This is a genomic window from Rubrivivax gelatinosus (assembly GCF_016583785.1).
Classification (GTDB): Bacteria; Pseudomonadota; Gammaproteobacteria; order Burkholderiales; family Burkholderiaceae_C; genus Rubrivivax; species Rubrivivax gelatinosus_B.
The window spans coordinates 37,587-54,102 of the sequence record NZ_NRRU01000006.1 but is presented as its reverse complement, the minus strand read 5'-3'; the positions used below and the strand labels follow the sequence as shown (position 1 = coordinate 54,102).

Below are 16,516 nucleotides of genomic sequence, written 5' to 3'. Positions count from 1 at the left end.
GTCAGGCGACCAGTTTCATCCGCCGCGCGAGCGGGCGCGTGAACAGTTCGGCCAGGTCGGCGGCCTGGTCGAAGCCGTGCACGGGCGTGAACACGAGCTCGATCGACCACTTGGTCGTGAGCCCCTCGCTTTCCAGCGGATTGGCCAGCCCCAAGCCGCAGACGACGATGTCCGGGCGTGCGGCGCGGCAGCGGTCGAGTTGTCGCTCCAGGTCCTGGCCCTCGGAGATTTGGGTACCGGCCGGCAGCAGCGCCAGTTCGGGCGCGAGCAGCTGGCGGTGCAGATAAGGCGTGCCGACTTCGACCGGCACCATGCCCATTTCGCGCGCGAGAAACCGGGCCAGCGGCACCTCGAGCTGCGAGTCGGGGAAGAAGAAGACCTTGCGGCCTTCGAGCTGCATGCGGTGGCGCGCCAGCGCGCGTGCGGCGCGCTCGCGGCGCGGGCCGACGACCGAGACGAACTTGGTCGCTTCGACGTTGAACTCGCGGGCGATCGCCTGCAGCCACAGCGTCGTGCCTTCGGCGCCGAAGGGGAAGGGCGCGGGCAGGCGCTTGGCGCCGCGCAGTTCGAGCGCGCGCGCGGTGTCGGCGAGGAAGGGCTGGGCGAGCACGAAGCGTGTCTCGGGGCCCACCGGCGGCATCTCGGCGGCATGGTGCGCCGGGAAGAAATGCACCGGACCGATGCCCAGGCCGTCGAAGACGCGGCGGAACTGGTCTTCGACGATGTCGGCGATCGAGCCGACGACCATCAGCGAACGCTGCTCGCTCGCCGGCAGCTCGGGCACCAGCGCCGTCAGGCAGGTGTCTTCGCCCTGGGTGAAGGTGGTGTCGATGCCGCTGCCGGTATAGGACAGGATGCGCACGCGCGGCGTGAAGCTGCGCGACAGGCGCTCGGCGGCGCGGCTCAGGTCGAGCTTGATGACTTCCGACGGGCACGAGCCGACGAGGAAGAGCATCTTGATGTCGGGACGGCGCTCGAGCAGCCGCGTGACGACGCGGTCGAGTTCGTCGTTGGCGTCGGCCAGGCCGGCGAGATCACGGTCGTCGATGATCGCGGTCGCGAAACGCGGCTCGGCGAAGATCATCACGCCAGCGGCCGACTGCAGCAGATGGGCGCAGGTGCGCGACCCGACGACGAGGAAGAAGGCGTCCTGGATCTTGCGGTGCAGCCAGACGATGCCGGCGAGCCCGCAAAATACCTCCCGCTGTCCACGCTCGCGCAGGACAGGGGCGTCGCCACAGCCCTGCTGCAGCGGTGCAGGGACGATGTCGATGACGGCATTCATGCGTAGGCTTCCGGCTGTGCGCTCAAACGCGCGGCCCGCAGCTTAAGGATGAACTGGCCGGCGTTAATGACGTAGGTCGCGTACGCTGCGAGTGCCAGCCACATTTGTTGATGGGCATCAAGCGAGCCGGTCACCAGCGCCACGAGGTAGGCGGTGTGCAGCGCCAGCACCAGCATGCTGAACACGTCTTCCCAATAGAAAGAGGGGTGGAAGAGGTAGACGCCGAAGACGTCCTTCTCCCAGATCGCGCCGGTGATCATGATGGTGTAGAGCACCAGCGTCTTGACGACGATCGAGATCGTCGCCGCGTCGTGGCCTTGACCTGTGATCAGGAAGCGCAGCACCAGCACGAGGCTGATCAGGAAGACGAGGAACTGCAGCGGCGCGAGCACGCCTTGCACGATCGTCCAGGGCGAACGGTCGCGCCGCAGGCGCTCTTCGGGCGTGTACAGCGGGGGAACGCGCGGCGCCGTGGGGCCGCGATCGATGTTGGTCCTGTGACCCATGACTCAGAATCTATGCGGGGACACCCCTGATGTCAACAGGGGTTGACGTCATGCGAACCTGACACTACCCTTGACTTGTGTGGGTTCCAGTCACCTGCGCTGAGGGGAAATGCTCGCCATGATCGACGCCGGAGTACCGGTACCGCTGACGCGCCGTGCGCGCCGCCCGGCGGGCGTGCTCGTCTGTGCGTCGTCGCCGGATACGGCCGAGGCCCCGCAGTCGCGCGGAGCCCGACCGTGAGCCCGGCCGTCTGCGCCGCGAGGGCCGAGCGGGCTTCGGTCGTCGAAGGCGAGCAGACGGACGCCGGCGTCCGTCGCCTGCCCGAGCCTTTCGCGCGCATCGTGCGCAGCATCGAGAGCGAGTTCGCGCCCCTGGTCGCGCGCGCTGCCCAGGCCGGACGTGAGGACTCGCTCGCGCCGGAGGAGCTGCCGGCATTCGTCGAGTGCGTGCTCGCATCGGGTGACGCCGGCTGGACCGCGACCATCGTCCAGTTGCGCGAGCGCGGCGTGCCGGTCGAGTCCATCTATCTTGATCTGCTCGCCCCGGCTGCGCGCCAGCTCGGCCAGATGTGGGAGCAGGACCTGGTGATGTTCAGCGACGTCACCGTCGCGCTCGGGCGCCTGCACCGCATCATGCGTGGGCTGAGCCCCTCGCTCGGACACGACCACCAGCTGCCGGTCGACGGCCACCGGGCGCTGTTGCTGCCGGCTGCCGGCGAGCAGCACACCTTCGGCCTGTCGATGGTGGCGGAGTTCTTTCGCCAGGCCGGCTGGGAAGTGGTCTGCGAACTGGACAGCCGTTCGATCGACCCGGTGCGCCGCCTGCGGCGCGAGTGGTTCGACGTCGTCGGCATCTCCGTCGGTGTCGAGGCGCGGCTGGACCGGCTGCGCGAAGGCATCACGACGATGCGCCGCGCTTCCCGCAACCGCGCCCTCGCGGTGTTGGTCGGTGGCCCGGTGTTTGCTGCCGACCCCGAGCGGGCGGCGGAAGTCGGTGCCGACGGCACCGCGAACGACGCACGCGATGCGCCGGCGCTGGCCTCGCGGCTCGTCGCCGCAAGAGTGGGCCGACGATGAATAGGCGGCTGCAGGAGTCGGTATTCGGAAGCGGCTGCATGAACCAAGTGCCGCTGTTTCGATCAACGCAGTATTTAAGAGCTGAAAGGCGGGTCTCCGAATGAGACCGTTTGGAGCACCGGAGAAGACGTTCGGCGGCGTGAACGCCGAGACGGCCGGGGCGCTGTTGTCGGTTGCGAACGACATTACGCTGGTGGTCGACGCCCATGGCGTCGTGCGCGATCTCGCCTGCAGCAGCGATGACTTCGCGCGCGAGGCGGGTGCGGAGTGGATCGACAAGCGCTGGATCGACGTCGTCACGCCGGAAAGCCGCGACAAGGTCGAGGCCCTGCTGCGCGAGGCCGCGCCCGATGCGGTCGGCCCGATCCGCTGGCGCCACCTGAATTTCGTGCTCTCCGGCGAGCGCGAAGTGCCCTTGCTCTTCGTCGCCGTGCGCCTCGGAGGCAGTGAAGGCCGTGGCGGCACCGTGCTCGGCTTCGGCCGCGACCTGCGCGCGGTGGCTGCGTTGCAGCAGCGCCTGGTCGAGGCGCAGCAGGCGATGGAGCGCGACTACTGGAAGTTCCGCCACGCCGAGACCCGTTACCGCCACCTGTTCCAGGTGGCGTCCGAAGCCGTGCTCGTCGTCGACGCGACGACGCAGAAGATCCTTGAAGCCAACCCGGCCGCGACCCGGCTGCTCGCCGAAGGCGGCACCGGCAGCCTGGTCGGGCTGGCCTTCCCGACCGGCGTCGATGCGCACGGCGCCGAGCAGCTCAACCTGCTGCTGGCCGGCGTGCGTGCCACCGGCCGTGCCGACGAGGGTCGGGCCGAGCTGTCGGACGCCCGCGGCGAGGTCACGGTGGCAGTCTCGACCTACCGCCAGGACCTGGTTTCGCACTTCCTCGTGCGCCTGTCGCGCGTGCAGTCGCAGGTCAGCACCGAGGTGGCGCCGTCGACCGGCTCGATGCTGCTCAAGCTGGTGCAGAGCGCACCCGACTGCCTGGTCGTCACCGATCTCGAAGGCCGGGTGATCTCGGCCAACCCGGCTTTCGTCGAGCTGGCTCAGCTGACGACCGAGGAGCAGGTGCGCGGCGAGACGCTGGACCGCTGGCTCGGCCGCACCGGTGTCGACCTGAGCGTGATGATCTCCAACCTGCGCCAGCGCGGCCAGGTGCGCCTGTTCGCGACCACGCTGCGTGGCGAATACGGCGCCGTCACCGACGTCGAGATCTCGGCGACGATGGTGGCGCCGGGCGACCGGCCCTTCCTGGGCTTCACGATCCGCGACGTCGGCCGCCGCCTGGCGGGCCACGACGCACGCACGACGCGCGAGCTGCCGCGTTCGGTTGGGCAACTGACCGAACTCGTCGGCCGGGTGCCGCTGAAGGACATCGTCGGCGAGACCACCGACCTGATCGAGCAGCTGTGCATCGAGGCCGCGCTCGAACTCACGCGCGACAACCGCGCGTCGGCGGCGGAAATGCTGGGCCTGTCGCGCCAGAGCCTGTACGTCAAGCTGCGCCGCTACGGCCTGGGCGACCTGGGCAGCGGCACGCCGGCCGAAGCCGAGAAATAGGCCGGCCCCGGGCCGAGGCCGGCGCCAGGCCGGCCTGCAGCTTCAGCGCCGCCCGAACGTCGCCGGGTCGGGCAGCACCGACTCCAGCGCCTTGGCCGACATGATCACGCCCGGCACGCCGGCGCCCGGGTGGGTGCTGGCGCCGACCATGAACAGGTTCTTCACGTCCTCGCTGCGGTTGTGCGGGCGGAAGTAGGCGCTCTGCAACAGCAGCGGCTCCAGGCCGAAGCCGGCGCCCTTGTACGACAGCAGCCGGTGCTTGAAGTCCAGCGGCGTGGTGCAGAACGACACCCGCAGGTGCTGGCCCAGGCCCGGCAGCACGGTGCGCTCCAGTGCCTCCTGGACCGACTGGCGATAGGGCTCGGCCTGGGTCTCCCAGTCGGTGCCGCTGTCCAGGTGCGGCACCGGCATCAGCGCGTAGAAGGTGTCGCAGCCCTCAGGCGCCATCGACGGGTCGGTGGCGGTCGGGCGGTGCAGGTAGATGCTGAAGTCGCCGGCCAGCTTCTTGCGTTTGAAGATGTCCTGCAGCAGTTCGCGGTAGCGCGGGCCCAGCACCATCATGTGGTGCGGCACGTCCTCGTAGCGTCGGTCGGTGCCGAAGTACCAGACGAACAGGCCCATCGAGTAGTGGCCGCGCTCGATGCGCTGGTCGGTCCAGTGCTTGCGCCAGCGGGCGTCGACCAGGTGCTTGTAGACGTGGCCGGTGTCGCCGTTGCAGACGACGATGTCGGCGGCGATGCGCTCGCCGTCGGCCAGCGTCACGCCGGTGGCGACGCCGTTGTCGATCTCGATGCGGCTGACCTCGGACTTCAGCCGCAGCGTGCCACCCATGCCTTCGAAGACGTCGACCAGGCCGCGGATCAGCTCGCCGGTGCCGCCCATCGCCCAGTGCACGCCCCATTGGCGCTCGAGCGCGTTGACGAGCGCGTACATGCTCGTCACCGAGAACGGGTTGCCGCCGATCAGCAGCGACTGCAGGCTCATCGCGATGCGCAGCTTGGGGTGCTTCAGATGGCTCGAAACCATCTGGTGCAGGCTGCGCCAGCCGCGCAGCTTGACGATCAGCGGCGCCGCCTTGATCAGGTCGCCGATGGTGTCGAAGGCCTTGTCGCCCAGCGTGCGGAAACCCAGCTCGTAGCACTGGTCGGCCTCGCGCATGAAGCGCTCGAAACCTTCGGCGTCGGACGGGCAGATGCGGCGCACTTCGGCGCGCATGCGCGCCGGGTCGCCGCTGTAGTCGAAGTGGTCGCCGTCGTCGAAGCGGATGCGGTAGAACGGGTCCAGCGACTTCAGCTCGATGTCGTCGCTGAACTTGCGCCCGGCCAGCGCCCACAGCTCGTCGAAGAGATAGGGCACGGTGACGATGGTCGGGCCGGCGTCGAAGACGTGGCCCTCGCGCCGGTGCACGTAGGCGCGCCCGCCCGGGGCGTCGAGCTTTTCCAGAATGGTGACGCGGTAGCCCTTGGCGGCCAGGCGGATCGCCGCGGCCATGCCGCCGAACCCGCTTCCCACCACCAGCGCCACCGGCGCAACCCGATCCTGCTTTCCGGCCGCGCCTGTGGCTGCGGCATCCGACTTCATCAGCATCCGCTGAGCTTGTCCTAAGGCAGGGATTGTGTCAACGACAATTGACGCTCTGTTTTGTCAAGCGCAAGATTCAGCCCCATGGCAAGGCCCGCGTTGTCCGCTGTAGCGGAGTTGCTCAAACCGATTACCTGGTTCCCCCCGATGTGGGCTTTCTCGTGCGGCGTGGTCGCATCGGGACAGCCGATCACGGCGAACTGGATCCTCGTCTTCCTCGGCGTGCTGCTCGCGGGGCCGCTGGTCTGCGCGACCAGCCAGGCCGTCAACGACTGGTTCGACCGCCACGTCGACGCGATCAACGAGCCCAACCGCCCGATCCCCAGCGGCCGCATACCCGGCCGCTGGGGCTTGTACATCGCCATCGGCTGGACCGTGCTGTCGCTGGTCGTGGCCACGCAGCTCGGACCCTGGGGCTTCGGTGCTGCGGTGCTCGGCCTGATCCTCGCCTGGGCCTATAGCGCGCCGCCGCTGCGGCTCAAGCAGAACGGCTGGTGGGGCAACGCCGCCTGCGGCATCTCGTACGAAGGCCTGGCCTGGGTCACCGGTGCTGCGGTGATGGCCGGCGGCGCGATGCCGGCCTCGCATTCGCTGGCGCTGGCGCTGCTCTACAGCCTGGGTGCGCACGGCATCATGACGCTCAACGACTTCAAGGCGATCGAAGGCGACAAGAAGATGGGCGTCGGCTCGCTGCCGGTGCGCCTGGGCGTCGACGGCGCCGCGCGCACCGCCTGCTTCGTGATGGCGGTGCCGCAGGTCGTCGTCATCGCGATGCTGGTGCAGTGGGGTGCGCCCTGGCATGCCACCGCGATCGGCGCGCTGCTCGTCGCCCAGGGCGTGCTGATGGCCTGGTTCCTGAAGGACCCGGTCAAGCGCGCGCTGTTCTACAGCGGCTTCGGTGTGCCGCTGTTCGTCAGCGGCATGATGGTCAGCGCGTTCGCGCTGCGCGTCACCGGGGGCGGCGCGTGAGCCGGGGCCCGGACTTCGGCTGGGTCTCCGTCGTCCGCCTCGGGCTGGTGCAGGCCTGCATCGGCGCGATGGTGGTGCTGACGACTTCGACGCTCAACCGCATCATGGTCGTCGAGCTGGCGCTGCCGGCGCTGCTGCCGGGGCTGCTGGTCGCGGTGCACTACATGGTGCAGATGCTGCGCCCGCGCATGGGCTTCGGCTCCGACGTCGGCGGCCGGCGCACGCCCTGGATCATCGGCGGGCTGGCGGTGCTGGCCGTCGGCGGCATCGGCGCCGCGGCTTCGGTGGCGTTGATGCCGGTGGCGCGTGTGCCGGGCATCGTCGCCGCCTTCGTCTCCTTCGTCGTCATCGGCCTGGGCGTCGGCGCGGCCGGCACCTCGCTGCTGGTGCTGCTGGCGCAGCGTGTGCACGAGAGCCGGCGGGCGCCGGCCGCGACCATCGTCTGGATGATGATGATCGTCGGCCTGGCCGTGACCGCCGGCGTCGCCGGCAAGCTGCTGGACCCTTATTCGTCGGCACGCCTGATGGCTGTCGTGACCGGCGTCGCCGTGCTGGCCTTCGTGCTGGCGACGATCGCGCTCTACGGCGTCGAAGGCGAAGGCCGGGCACCGGTGGCCGATGCCGAGGCCAAGCCCGACTTCCGCCAGGTGCTGGCCGAGGTCTGGTCGGAGACCGACGCGCGCCGCTTCACGATCTTCATCTTCGTCTCGATGCTGGCCTTCAGCGCCCAGGACCTGATCCTGGAGCCCTTTGCCGGCACCGTCTTCGGGTTCACGCCGGGCGAGTCGACTTCGCTGTCGGGCATGCAGCACGGCGGTGTGCTCGCCGGGATGATCCTGGTCGCGCTCGCCGGCCAGCGTTTCGGCACGCTGCGCGCCTGGTCCGTCGGCGGCTGCATCGCGTCGGCGCTCTGCCTGGGGTCGCTGGTCGCGGCCGGCATCGTCGGCCCCGGCTGGCCGTTCACGCCGACGGTGTTCCTGCTCGGCGTGGCCAACGGCGCGTTCTCGATCGCCGCCGTCGGTTCGATGATGCGCCTGGCCGGCGAGGGCAAGCAGGGCCGCGAAGGCGTGCGCATGGGGCTCTGGGGCGCGGCTCAGGCCGTGGCCTTCGGCCTGGGCGGAGTCGTCGGCACCGGCGCCAGCGACCTCGCGCACTGGCTTCTGGGCGAAGCTTCCGTCGCCTATTCCAGCGTCTTCGCCTTCGAGGCGCTGCTGTTCGTGCTGTCCGCTTTCCTGGCGGCCAAGATCGATGCCCGGCCGCGTGCCACCGCGACGCCGCGCCTGTATGTCGAACCCGCGGTGGCAAAGGTGGATTGAGATGCAACTGGAGACCTTCGACGTCGTCGTCGTCGGCGGCGGCCCGGCCGGCGCCACGGCGGCCACCGAGATCGCGCGGCAGGGCCGCAGCGTGCTGCTGCTGGACCGCGCCGGCCGCATCAAACCCTGCGGCGGCGCGATCCCGCCGCGTGCGATCCGCGACTTCGGCATCCCCGACGAGATGATCGTCGCCAAGGCGCTGTGCGCGCGCATGATCTCGCCCACCGACGTCAAGGTCGACATCCACATCGAGAACGGCTACGTCGGCCTGGTCGACCGCGAGCAGTTCGACGAGTGGCTGCGCGAACGTGCGCGCCAGTGCGGCGCTGTGCGGCGCACCGGCACCTTCGAACGCATCGACCGCGATGCCGACGGCTGCGCCATCGTGCGCTACCGCCCGCACGAGAAGGGCGAGCGCGGCGAAGGCCAGGAGGCCGCGGTGCGCGCCCGCGCGATCATCGGCGCCGACGGCGCCCGCTCCGAGGTTGCGCGCCAGCAGATCGCCTGCGCGCACGAGGTCGAGTACGTGTTCGCCTACCACGAGATCATCGAGGCGCCCGAGCCCGGCCACCCCGACTACGACCCTTCGCGCTGCGACGTCTACTACCGCGGCACGATCTCGCCCGACTTCTACGGCTGGGTGTTCCCGCACGGCAAGACGATGAGCGTGGGCACCGGCAGCGCCGACAAGGGCTTCTCGCTGCGCAACGCCACCGCCAAGCTGCGCGCGGACGCCGGCCTGGCCGAGTGCAAGACGATCCGCCGCGAAGGTGCGCCGATTCCGCTCAAGCCGCTGCGCTGCTGGGACAACGGCCGCGACGTCGTGCTCGCCGGCGACGCCTCGGGCGTGGTCGCGCCGGCCTCGGGCGAAGGCATCTACTACGCCCTGGCCGGCGGCCGCTTCGCCGGCGAGGCGGTACTGGAGATGCTGCGCACCGGCGACGCCAAGGCGCTGGCCAGCGCGCGCCGCAACTTCATGCGCGAACATGGCCGCGTCTTCTGGATCCTGGGCATGCTGCAGCGTTTCTGGTATTCCAGCGACAAGCGGCGCGAGCGTTTCGTCAGCATCTGCAAGGACAAGGACGTGCAGCAGCTGACCTTCGACTCGTACATGAACAAGCGCCTGACGCGGCGCAAGCCGATGGCCCACGTGCGCATCTTCTTCAAGGACATCGCGCACCTGCTCGGGCTGGCGCGGGTCTGACGGCCGCGCGTGGCGCTCGTCGACCTCGTCATCGCCGTCACGCTGCTGGAAGCCGCGGTGCTCGCGGTCTTCCACGCCCGCACCGGCCGCGGCCTGGCGCCGCGCGACTTCGCCGCCAACCTGTGCGCCGGGCTGGCGCTGATGCTGGCGGTGCGCGCGGCGCTCGCGGGCGCCGCCTGGACCTGGGTTGCCGCGGGGCTGGCCGCCGCCGGCGTCGCCCACCTGCTGGACCTGCGGCGGCGCTGGAAGCGCTGAGCCCGACTCCCCGTTAGGACCTGCGCCTGGCGAGCGACGCCTTGGGGGGCTCCGCTGTGGTCAGCCGTCCTCGTCGGGCGTCTGGAAGTCGGGCAGTTGCACCTCGCAGGCGATGCCCGAGGGCTCGTTCTCGCGCCAGCGCACCTCGCCGCCGAGCAGCTTCACGCGTTTCCTGACGCCGCCCAGGCCCAGGCCGTGGGCCCAGCCTTGCGGGTCGTGGCCTTCGCCGTCGTCGGCTACCAGCAGGCTCAGGCGGGCGCCGGCCAGCACCAGCTGCACGTCGACCCGCGTCGCGTGGCCGTGGTAGAGCGAGTTCGTCACCAGCTCGCGGATCACGCGCGTCAGCGCCGACCACTGCACCACCGTCAGGCGCACGTCGCGGTCGTACTCGACCGACCAGCCCAGCTGCACCTGGGCCGCGTTCAGGCGCTGCGTCAGGTCGGCCTTCCATTCGGCGGCGGCGTGCGAGAGCCGGTGTTCCGAAGCGGCGAGCCCGCGCGTCAGCGTCTTCAGGTCGAGCAGCGTGTGACGGATGTAGTCCTCCATCTCCGGCGTCTGCGCCTGGTACATCAGCGTCAGCAGGCGTGCGCCGATGTCGTCGTGCAGATCCTGGGCGATGCGCAGCCGTTCTTCGTGGCGGCCGCGTTCGACCGCCTGGTCGTAGGCCACGGCGCGTTTCAACTGGTCGACGACGCGGTCGGCCAGGCGTGCGTCCTCGCGCGAGAACAGGCGCTGGCCGCGGCGCGCGAAGCGCAGCACCAGCGACAGCGGCCGGCCGCCGCTGCGCCCGCTCCTCACCGGCACCACCAACGCCGCGCCGCCGCCGACGACCGACGAACGCGCCGACTCGCGCTCCAGGCGCAGCACCTCCAGCGGCTCGAAGATGTCGCGCAGCAGATCCGAGACCAGCGTCGAGTAGCGCGTCGGCCGCTTCTGCAGCTCGCGCGCGACGCGGTAGAGCTGCTCGAAGGTGCGTTCGGTCGTCAGCACCTCGGTGCCGATGGTCTGGTTCAGGATCCACTGGCGCGCGCCGGCGTAGGCGCCCAGCGCCAGGAACACGGCCAGCGTCAGCGAGGTGAACGGGCCGAGCGAGAAGATGGCGACGAACAGCAGGTCCAGCGAGACGGCGATGGTGCTGATGCCGGCCAGCATCGCCAGCTCGCGCAGCGCGATGCGCGAACGCGACAGGAACGGCACCAGCAGCAGCAGCGAGGCGAAGAACAGGTGCCAGATCACCGGCCCCGCGGCTGCGATCGCACCGGGCGTGCCGGGGCTGCCGGCGGCCGCGCCCATGCCCAGCGTGACGAGCGCGAAGGTGACGACGCTGATCGTGCCCAGCCGCAGCAGCACCGCAGCGAACGGGTTGGCTTCGATGCGGTAGGACCAGCGGATGGTCGCCAGCGCCGCCAGCCCCTGCGCCAGCATCGCCGCCTGCGTCCACCACCAGGCGTGCACCAGCGTGCCGGCATGGGCCAGCGCCGGCAGCAGCAGCACCGGCAGCCAGGCCGCGGCGGCGATCGCCAGCCGGTATGGCAGCGGCCGGGGGTGGAGCGTGAACGCGTGCACCACCGCCGCGCCGGTGGCCAGGTCCAGCGCCATGCGCACGATCGGCTCGACGGTCGCGAAGCCGCTCGGCAGGCCCAGGCCTCGCATCGATCCGACGGCGACGAACAGCAGCGTCGCCGCCTGGCTCAGCGAGACCGTCAGGTAGAGCAGGTTGCGCGCCTGCGGTCGTGCCAGCAGTACGGCAGCGCCGACGAGGTACAGCGTCAGCGCCAGTGCCGCCAGCGGCCAGAACAACAGCCCCAGCCCGCCGATGCCGCGAGGCCGGGCCAGGACCGGAATCTCGACGCCGTTGCGAAACTCGATGAAGACCTCGTGTCCCGCCAGCACCGTGGCCAGGGCCTCCTGCTGCGCCGTCAGCCGCAGCCGCGCGGCGTCGTCGACCTGCCAGCGTGGCGAGCGCTCGAGCAGCTGCGCGTCGACCAGCACCTCTTGGCCGTCGGCATTGCGCAGCGCGATCGGCGCACGCCCGGTCATCGGCTCGAGCGCCGCGATCGAGGTCGCGAGGATGCTGGGCGGGCCGCTCGGGCCGGCCAGCAGCACGATGTCCAGCGACGGGCTCGCCGCCACCCAGCGCATCAGGCCGAAGAGCCCCAGGCTGGCGGCGACGGCCAGCAGCAGCAACAGCTGGCGCCGCCAGCCGACCCAGCGCGCGGCACTGCGCGCCTCGAGCGTGGGCTCGAGCGCCGAGTTGCCGAAACTGGAGTCGCCGGGGACGGCGGGACGTTCCGTCATGGCGAGGGAAGCGGCGGTTCGATGACCGCCGCTGGCTTCAGACCAATCCCTGCTTGCTCGCCAGCACGGCGGCTTCGGCGCGGCTGGAGACGTTGAGCTTCTTGTAGATGGACTTGATGTGGTCGTTCACGGTGAACCACTTGATGCCCATCAGGCTCGCGATCTCCTTGATCGTGAAGCCCTTGCTCAGGTAGGTCAGGACTTCGCTCTCGCGCGGCGTCAGGCGCTCGTGCTCGGGCAGGGCTTTTTCCATCGGCACCGGCCGGCTGGTCGTGAAGCCGGTGGTGTTGACGAAGCCGCTGTCGGGTGCGACGTCGGGGCCGGCGCCGTGGCGGAAGTGGGTCAGCAGGCGGCGCGCGATCGCCGGCGACAGCGGTGGCTGGCCGCGCACGATCTTCTGCAGCTCCTCGACCAGGACCTCGAAACGGTCCTCCTTCAGCAGGTAGCCGTCGGCGCCGTGCTGCAGGGCGGGGAAGAGGTGCTCGTCGTCCGAGTACAGCGTCGTGACGATCTTCGTCGCCGGGTAGTGCGCCAGCTCGGCCAGCAGCTCCATCCCGTTGCCGTCGGGCAGCTCGAGGTCGATCAATATGAGCTTGAACGGGTCGACGCCGTGCAGCCCGGTGGCGCCACCGGCCAGCGTGATGTGGCGTCGTGCACTCTCCAGATCGCCGGCCTCGGTGATGTGGTTCGCGTCGCTGAAACTCTCGCGCACGACCCGGCAGAGAAAACTCCGCGCCACCGGGTTGTCTTCCAGGATCAGCACCTTGACGGCCATAGCCGACCTCCCCGTCTTTGTCGGCGCCATCCTAGCGCTTTACCCACGCTGCCGGAACGGTGCCACCCCCTGCCTCAGTTCCCTTGTACCACCAGCAGCTTGCCCAGAGCTTGCCGCGACGCCATGCGTTCGAATGCCTCCGGCAGTTCCTGCAGCGGGTAGCGGCGGTCGATCACCGGCTTGATGCGGCCTTGCGTGTACCAGTGCGCCAGTTCGGCGATGGCTGCTGCACTGGCCTGCGGCTCGCGGCGCACGAACTCGCCCCAGAACACGCCGACGATGGCCGCGCCCTTGAGCAGCGCCAGGTTCCAGGGCAGCGCCGGGATGCTGCCCGCGGCGAAGCCGACGACCAGGTAACGCCCGCGCCAGGCGATCGAACGCAGCGCGGGTTCGGCGAAGGCGCCGCCGACGGGGTCGTAGACGATGTCGGGGCCGCGTCCGTCGGTCAGCGTCTTCAGCGCCTGGCGCAGGTCCTCCTGCGAGTAGTCGATGGTCGCGTCGGCGCCGATCTCGCGGCACAGGCGGCACTTGGCCGCGCTCGACGCGGCCGCGATGACACGCGCCCCGGCTGCCTTGGCGATCTGCACCGCGGCGCTGCCGACGCCGCCGGCCGCACCCAGCACCAGCACCGTCTCGCCGGCACGCAGCGCGCCGCGGTCGATCAGCGCGTGCTGCGAGGTGCCGTAGGTGAAGGCGAATGCGGCCGCGTCCTCGAGCGCGAAGCCGGCGGGCAGCGGGATCACGCGGCTGGCGTCGACGCAGGCGTGGCTGGCAAAGCCGCCGTGGGTGCCGACCACCGCGACCGGCTGGCCGACGGCGAAGGTGGTGACGCCGGCGCCGACCGCGTCGACGATGCCGGCGAACTCGGCGCCCGGCACGAAGGGCAGGGCGGGTTTGGCCTGGTACTTGCCCTCGACGATCAGCAGGTCGGGGAAGTTCAGGCTCGCGGCGCGGATGGCGACGCGCAGCTCGCCGGCAGCCGGCTCGGGCGTCGGCAGTTCGCGCCAGCGCAGGGCGCCGACGCCCTCCAGGGTCTCGCAGAGCCAGGCTTGCATCGTCGTCTCCTCGTCTTCGTGCCGGTGGCGGCGATCTTAGGCAGCGTCGCCGCGCCGGCTCCGTCGCCGAGGCGACGGACGCCACGTAACGACTCCCTACAATGCCGCGATGCGCATCCTCATCGCCAACGACGACGGCTACCTCGCTCCCGGCATCGCCGCCCTCGTCAAGGCCTGCGAGGGGCTGGGCACGATCGACGTCATCGCCCCCGAGCAGAACGCCAGCGGCACCTCGAACGCGCTGACGCTGAACCGGCCGCTGTCGGTCTTCGAAGCCCGCGGCGAGCCGGTGAATGGCTTTCGGGTCATCAACGGCACGCCGTCGGACTCGGTCCACGTCGCGCTCACCGGGCTGCTGCCGCACCGTCCGGACCTGGTGCTCTCGGGCATCAACCAGGGCGCCAACATGGGCGACGACACGCTGTACTCGGGCACTGTCGCCGCGGCGATGGAGGGCTACTTGTTCGGCGTGCCGGCGATCGCGTTCTCGCAGGCCGAGAAGGGCTGGGCGCACCTGGACGCCGCCGCCGCCACCGCGCGGGCGATCGTCGAGGAAGTGCTGGCCAGCGGCCCGCCGGCCGGACCCTGGCTGCTCAACGTCAACATCCCGAACCGCGCCGATGCGCTGACGCTGCCGCGGCTGATCACGCGCCTGGGCCGGCGCCACGCGAGCCAGCCGGTGATCCACCAGACCAACCCGCGCGGCGAGCCGATCTACTGGATCGGCCCGTCCGGCGACGCGCGCGATGCCGCCGAGGGCACCGACTTCCATGCGGTCGCCGCCGGAGCGGTCTCGATCACGCCGTTGCAGGTCGACCTGACCGACCATGCGATGCGTGGCGCCTGGGCGTCGCGGCTCGGCGTGGCGCTCGCATGACGAGCAAGAGCCCGCGCTTTCCGGTCGGCCTGAACAAGCTTCAGCCCAAGGCCGCGGTGGCGCGGCCGACGAGCGAGCTGCTGCGGCCGCAGCGCCCGCTGCAGGAAGCCGCGCGCGACGCCGCGCGCCGCAGCGCACCCAGCGGCCTGGGGCTGGACTCGCCCGCGGTGCGCGAGCGCATGGTGGCGCGCTTGCGTGCCGACGGCCTGCGCTGCGATCCGGTGCTGCAGGCCTTCGCCAGCGTGCCGCGCCACCGTTTCGTCGACAGCGCGCTCGCGACCCAGGCCTACGAGGACACCAGCCTGCCGATCGGACTCGGCCAGACGATCTCCAAGCCGTCGGTTGTCGCACGCATGCTCGGGCTGCTGTTCGAAGGTGAACGTGCCGCTGCCGGTGGCCACCTAGGCCGTGTGCTCGAGATCGGCACCGGCTGCGGCTACCAGACCGCGCTGCTGGCGCTGATCTCGCGCCACGTGCTGTCGATCGAACGCCTGAAGCCGCTGCACGACAAGGCGCGCGAGAACCTCGGCGGCTGGCGTCCCCCGGGCGACGTGCGCTTGATCTACGGCGACGGCCGCCTCGGCCACGCCCCGCTGGCGCCCTACGACAGCATCGTCGCCGCCGCCGGTGGCGAGGACATCCCGGCCGCCTGGCTCGACCAGCTCGCCGAAGGCGGCAGGCTCGTCGCGCCGATGCACGACCCGGCTGCCGGCGGCCAGGTGCTGGTCGTCGTCGACCGCCGGCCGGAGGGCTTGCGGCGCCAGGTTCACGATGCCGTGCATTTCGTGCCCCTAAAATCCGGCACGGCATGACATACGACGCAACGATCGAGCTGAACCGCCGCGTGACCGGGGCCCGCCCCGCGTCCGCTTTCCTGCCTCTGGCACTGGCAGCCGCCGTGCTGGCCGGCTGCGCCAACCCCTCGCACCGCGCGCCGGTCGAGGACCGTGGCAGCCGCCAGGCCGGCCCCACCGCCACCGCGGCGCCGGAGGTGGCGCCCAAGCCCCCGCCGGGCCAGGAGAACCTGGGCAAACCGGGGTATTACGCGGTCAAGCCCGGCGACACACTGATCCGCATCGGCCTGGAGAACGGCCAGAACTGGCGCGACATCGCGCGCTGGAACAACCTCGAGAACCCCGACCGCATCGAAGTCGGCCAGGTGGTGCGTGTGCAACCCCCGGCAGCCGACACCAACGGTGTCGTCGTGCGTCCGGTGCTGCCGGCCAGCCGTGGCGAGACGCGTGCGGCCAACGGCTCGGCTTCCGGCGCCTCGAGTGCGCCGTCGGCGGCTGCCGCCCCGGCCGCATCCGCCACCGCGCCGGCGAGCGCGGCGCCGACGCCGACGCCGACGGCACCGTCGTCGACGTCTTCCGCCGCGCGTGACGGCGACGACGACCTGAACTGGACCTGGCCGGCCGCCGGCTCGGTCGCAGCCGGTTTCGACGACGTGCGCAGCAAGGGCCTGGCCATCGTCGGCAAGGCCGGTGATCCGGTCTACGCCGCCGCTGACGGCCGCGTGGTCTACGCCGGCTCGGGCCTGCGCGGCTACGGCAACCTCATCATCGTCAAGCACAACGCCACCTACCTCTCGGCCTACGCGCACAACCAGGCGCTGCTGGTCAAGGAGGACCAGGTCGTGCGGCGTGGCCAGAAGATCGCCGAGATGGGGGCGAGCGACGCCGACCGGGTGCAGCTGCACTTCGAGATCCGGCGTCAGGGCAAGCCGGTCGATCCGGCGAAACTGCTGCCGCCGCGGTAGCGGC

15 protein-coding genes are annotated in these 16,516 nt (G+C 70.7%); 9 read left to right on the top strand and 6 right to left on the bottom strand.

Translation table 11 applies throughout. The features are described from left to right. Position 1 precedes the first annotated feature (1 nt). The gene (locus CKO43_RS02990) at positions 2-1,285 is read right to left on the bottom strand and encodes a ferredoxin:protochlorophyllide reductase (ATP-dependent) subunit N (protein WP_200226451.1); all 1,284 of its coding nucleotides are present in this window, start codon (positions 1,283-1,285) and stop codon (positions 2-4) included. Next, the gene (gene bchF, locus CKO43_RS02985; protein ID WP_200226453.1) at positions 1,282-1,791 is read right to left on the bottom strand and encodes a 2-vinyl bacteriochlorophyllide hydratase; all 510 of its coding nucleotides are present in this window, start codon (positions 1,789-1,791) and stop codon (positions 1,282-1,284) included. The genes CKO43_RS02990 and bchF overlap by 4 nt, the downstream gene beginning before the upstream one ends. A gap of 237 nt (positions 1,792-2,028) precedes the next feature. Between bchF and CKO43_RS02980 the strand changes: the two genes are divergently transcribed. Beyond that, a complete protein-coding gene (locus CKO43_RS02980; protein ID WP_200377784.1) occupies positions 2,029-2,868 on the top strand; it encodes a cobalamin-dependent protein in 840 nt (279 codons plus the stop codon). A 139-nt stretch (positions 2,869-3,007) separates the two neighbouring features. Further along, positions 3,008-4,423: a transcriptional regulator PpsR gene (gene ppsR, locus CKO43_RS02975; RefSeq protein WP_346014387.1), complete on the top strand. Its 1,416-nt coding sequence runs from the start codon at positions 3,008-3,010 to the stop codon at positions 4,421-4,423. Positions 4,424-4,465: 42 nt separating this feature from the next. On the opposite strand, the gene CKO43_RS02970 is transcribed toward ppsR, so the two are convergent. After that, entirely contained in the window at positions 4,466-5,935 is a 1,470-nt protein-coding gene (locus tag CKO43_RS02970) for a phytoene desaturase (protein ID WP_346728201.1), read from the bottom strand. A 153-nt stretch (positions 5,936-6,088) separates the two neighbouring features. Between CKO43_RS02970 and chlG the strand changes: the two genes are divergently transcribed. Genes chlG through CKO43_RS02950 form a run of 4 tightly spaced genes read left to right on the top strand, consistent with a single transcriptional unit; the run spans position 6,089 to position 9,748 of the window. Continuing rightward, a complete protein-coding gene (gene chlG, locus CKO43_RS02965) occupies positions 6,089-6,973 on the top strand; it encodes a chlorophyll synthase ChlG (RefSeq protein WP_200226462.1) in 885 nt (294 codons plus the stop codon). Beyond that, the gene (locus tag CKO43_RS02960; protein WP_200226464.1) at positions 6,970-8,289 is read left to right on the top strand and encodes an MFS transporter; all 1,320 of its coding nucleotides are present in this window, start codon (positions 6,970-6,972) and stop codon (positions 8,287-8,289) included. The genes chlG and CKO43_RS02960 overlap by 4 nt, the downstream gene beginning before the upstream one ends. 1 nt (position 8,290) lies before the next feature. Continuing rightward, the gene (locus CKO43_RS02955; RefSeq protein ID WP_200377782.1) at positions 8,291-9,493 is read left to right on the top strand and encodes a geranylgeranyl diphosphate reductase; all 1,203 of its coding nucleotides are present in this window, start codon (positions 8,291-8,293) and stop codon (positions 9,491-9,493) included. A 9-nt stretch (positions 9,494-9,502) separates the two neighbouring features. Next, a complete protein-coding gene (locus CKO43_RS02950; RefSeq protein ID WP_200226469.1) occupies positions 9,503-9,748 on the top strand; it encodes a hypothetical protein in 246 nt (81 codons plus the stop codon). A 60-nt stretch (positions 9,749-9,808) separates the two neighbouring features. Here the strand turns inward: CKO43_RS02950 and CKO43_RS02945 are convergent, their stop codons facing one another. The 3 genes from CKO43_RS02945 to CKO43_RS02935 form a co-directional block, all read right to left on the bottom strand. Continuing rightward, positions 9,809-12,046: a sensor histidine kinase gene (locus tag CKO43_RS02945; RefSeq protein WP_200377781.1), complete on the bottom strand. Its 2,238-nt coding sequence runs from the start codon at positions 12,044-12,046 to the stop codon at positions 9,809-9,811. A 37-nt stretch (positions 12,047-12,083) separates the two neighbouring features. Further along, entirely contained in the window at positions 12,084-12,821 is a 738-nt protein-coding gene (locus tag CKO43_RS02940; RefSeq protein WP_200226471.1) for a LuxR C-terminal-related transcriptional regulator, read from the bottom strand. Positions 12,822-12,895: 74 nt separating this feature from the next. Then, a complete protein-coding gene (locus CKO43_RS02935) occupies positions 12,896-13,876 on the bottom strand; it encodes an NADPH:quinone oxidoreductase family protein (protein ID WP_200377780.1) in 981 nt (326 codons plus the stop codon). A 109-nt stretch (positions 13,877-13,985) separates the two neighbouring features. Here CKO43_RS02935 and surE point away from each other — a divergent pair, with 109 nt between their 5' ends. The 3 genes from surE to CKO43_RS02920 are packed head-to-tail and all read left to right on the top strand — an operon-like array spanning position 13,986 to position 16,512. Then, a complete protein-coding gene (gene surE, locus CKO43_RS02930) occupies positions 13,986-14,753 on the top strand; it encodes a 5'/3'-nucleotidase SurE (protein ID WP_200377779.1) in 768 nt (255 codons plus the stop codon). Beyond that, positions 14,750-15,565 carry a protein-L-isoaspartate(D-aspartate) O-methyltransferase gene (locus CKO43_RS02925; RefSeq protein ID WP_200377778.1) on the top strand — a complete coding sequence of 272 codons (816 nt, stop codon included), beginning with the start codon at positions 14,750-14,752 and terminating at the stop codon, positions 15,563-15,565. The genes surE and CKO43_RS02925 overlap by 4 nt, the downstream gene beginning before the upstream one ends. Beyond that, positions 15,562-16,512 carry a peptidoglycan DD-metalloendopeptidase family protein gene (locus CKO43_RS02920; protein WP_200377777.1) on the top strand — a complete coding sequence of 317 codons (951 nt, stop codon included), beginning with the start codon at positions 15,562-15,564 and terminating at the stop codon, positions 16,510-16,512. The genes CKO43_RS02925 and CKO43_RS02920 overlap by 4 nt, the downstream gene beginning before the upstream one ends. Positions 16,513-16,516: the final 4 nt, after the last annotated feature.